Raw genomic sequence first — 2,423 nt, 5'->3', positions numbered from 1 at the left:
CTGGTAAAATAGTCGCAGGGTGCAATACTTTTGCGCCAAATGTCGCCATTTCTGCGGCTTCATCAAAGCTTAAACGGGCAATTGGCGTTGCCTTAGCGCATAAACGCGGGTCGGTGCTAAAAATACCCACTACATCGGTCCAAATGTGTACACTTTTAGCGTTGATAGCCTCTGCTAATAACGCCGCACTGTAGTCAGAGCCACCACGACCAAGCGTTGTGGTTTGGCCAAATTCATCACTACCAATAAACCCTTGTGTAACTATTACTTGCTCATCTAATAACGGAATTAACAGATCTTTAGCCGCTTGTGCAGTGGCNTGGCCGCAACATCGGGCGTTGCTTTACCAAATTGGCTGTCGGTTTTAAGCACTTTTCGCACATCAAACCTATCTGCATTTAAGCCTTTTAAGCGCAGCACTTGAGCAAATAAATAAGACGATAAACGCTCGCCAAAGCTAAGCAGCTCATCGTGTTGTTGATCAGTGGTGAGTGTTTCAAGGGCTAACGTTTGAAATGCTTTCAACGTCTCGTTAAAACCCACCGCTAAATCGGCATCAAGCGACAGCTCATCTAAAATAGCCTGTTGAATAGCCAATACGCCATCGATGTGTTCTTGGCGCTGCTCTTTACTAAGGTCGGGTTTGCACAGTGCAACTAAGTGGTTAGTTACGCCGGCACTGGCGCTCACAGCTACAATACGTACGCTTTTATCTGCAACAATAATTTCGCTGCAGCGACTCATCGCTTCAAAGTTTGCAACACTAGTTCCGCCAAATTTGGCAACGATGTAATCTGATTTTGCGCCTGATACTGTTTGTGGCACTGATTGGGTAGTCATTTCGTCTCCTTTCGCGGTATCCAAACCGCTAAAAAACAAGAAGAACTTGGCAAAGGAATGCAAATAAGATGTGTCCGCTGCCAGAAGCTCTCCACCTAAGTTGGTGACAGTTTTGGGGATTCAGCCCCATAAACCGAAAAACACGGTTGACGTAACCTTGTTTTCCTCGGCGAGTACTCCCCTCTTTAATGGTTATGGGCGTTCGTCACCTACCATTAAATACCTAAGTATCGCACCTCTTCTGAATGTTGTATTAACCTGTGGCTAATAAAACAAAACCCCACTATGTAGCGGGGCTTTGAAAGTTATCGTTTAGACGTCTAGCTGTCAAGGTGTTTTAGTTAATATAACGCGAATAATCACGGCTAGCGCATTTTAATCCCAGACTCTAACAGGGTTGAGCGGTAATCATCGTCTAGCCCTGCCATTTTCTTTTTCCTCGCCATACTAGCTGACTTAGATGTATCTTGTTTAAAAAGCGCCATGGCTATCTTTCGCATTACATTAAACATTAATGGCCCTTGAAGTTTGCGTATTCTCGATTCATCTTCTCTGAAGTTCATATCAAGCATCCAATGCATGCTTTCAACCTGCCAGTGACTGCGTACCGCATTGAGTGCTTGCGCTGCATTTAAGTCTAATGAACTTATATACCAGCGTGTTTCAGTGGTATCCGACCCTGCCGACTTATCATGAACTTCAGCCCTGACCTTAATAATACTCGTTAAGCCAGGCCAACGATAATCCTTGCCTAACCAGCTTTTATCTATAAGTAACTGCTGGCATGTACGTGTTTCAACACGCCCATGTCCTGAGCTTATTTCGGTATATTCATCACAATTATGCTGAGTTAACCTTTCACGCTCGCACTTGTGCCACCACGCTTCTAGTTCCTTTTGCATGCCTGAATGATTACCTTTAAGTGCAAGAATATAATCTGCTTTTTGTTGGATGATTTGTTTTGCTATTTCTTGTTGGCATCCCATCGCATCTAACGTAATGATACTGTTTTCAATATCGAGCAGGGTGAGTAATTCTGGTATTGCGGTGATTTCATTTGTTTTATTATCAACAGCCGTCTGCCCAAGCACTAACTGGTGTTGGCAACTCCATGCACTGACCGTGTGTAAGGCACTTTTTCTGTCTTTTGTGGTAAATGAACGTCGTGCGGTTTTGCCATCGATAGCGATGATATCTGCACCTGTGGTTTCAATCAGTGATGATATCCAAGATTGAAATGCCCTTTCTATTTCATTTGCTTTTAACCGACACATGACGCGAGCAATCGTGTCATGTTTTGGAATTCCTGCGTTGAACGTACCGTATTTTTTTAACCAATCAAGCTTTAGGTGCCCAAAGTCTTCAATATCTTCCCATCCTTCTGCACCAGAGAGTACAGCGCTAATAGCAAGGAGAAGAATATCGATAAGTTCATGCTTTTTACAACGTTCAATGCGAGGATCTGTAATTGAATTAAAATGTTTCAGAAAAGTAGTGCTCATATTTATGCGACCAAGTAATTATTATGCCTTGATCTGATCACTACTTGCTCTATAAGTTCAATTTATAATGATCTTGCCGTG

General features: G+C 43.1%; 1 protein-coding gene, 1 pseudogene and 1 riboswitch. The gene and the pseudogene both read right to left on the bottom strand.

The window, feature by feature from the left end; translation table 11 throughout:
- Positions 1–840, bottom strand: a pseudogene (locus tag L650_RS0123245) (aspartate kinase); the annotation flags it as partial.
- A gap of 76 nt (positions 841–916) precedes the next feature.
- Positions 917–1,089: riboswitch (Lysine riboswitch) on the bottom strand.
- A gap of 116 nt (positions 1,090–1,205) precedes the next feature.
- A complete protein-coding gene (locus L650_RS0123240; RefSeq protein WP_029772849.1) occupies positions 1,206–2,342 on the bottom strand; it encodes an ISAs1 family transposase in 1,137 nt (378 codons plus the stop codon).
- Between the last annotated feature and the right edge of the window lie 81 nt (positions 2,343–2,423).

The sequence above is a fragment of the Pseudoalteromonas sp. TB51 genome (genome assembly GCF_000498055.1).
In the GTDB taxonomy this organism is placed as follows: domain Bacteria; phylum Pseudomonadota; class Gammaproteobacteria; order Enterobacterales; family Alteromonadaceae; genus Pseudoalteromonas; species Pseudoalteromonas atlantica.
Note: the sequence above shows the minus strand (reverse complement) of the source record. Positions and strands in the feature narration are given on the sequence as shown.

Coding starts and splice junctions, on each gene's coding strand:
- L650_RS0123240 (WP_029772849.1), bottom strand. CDS start 2,342: ATGAGCACTACTTTTCTGAAACATTTTAATTCAATTACAGATCCTCGC.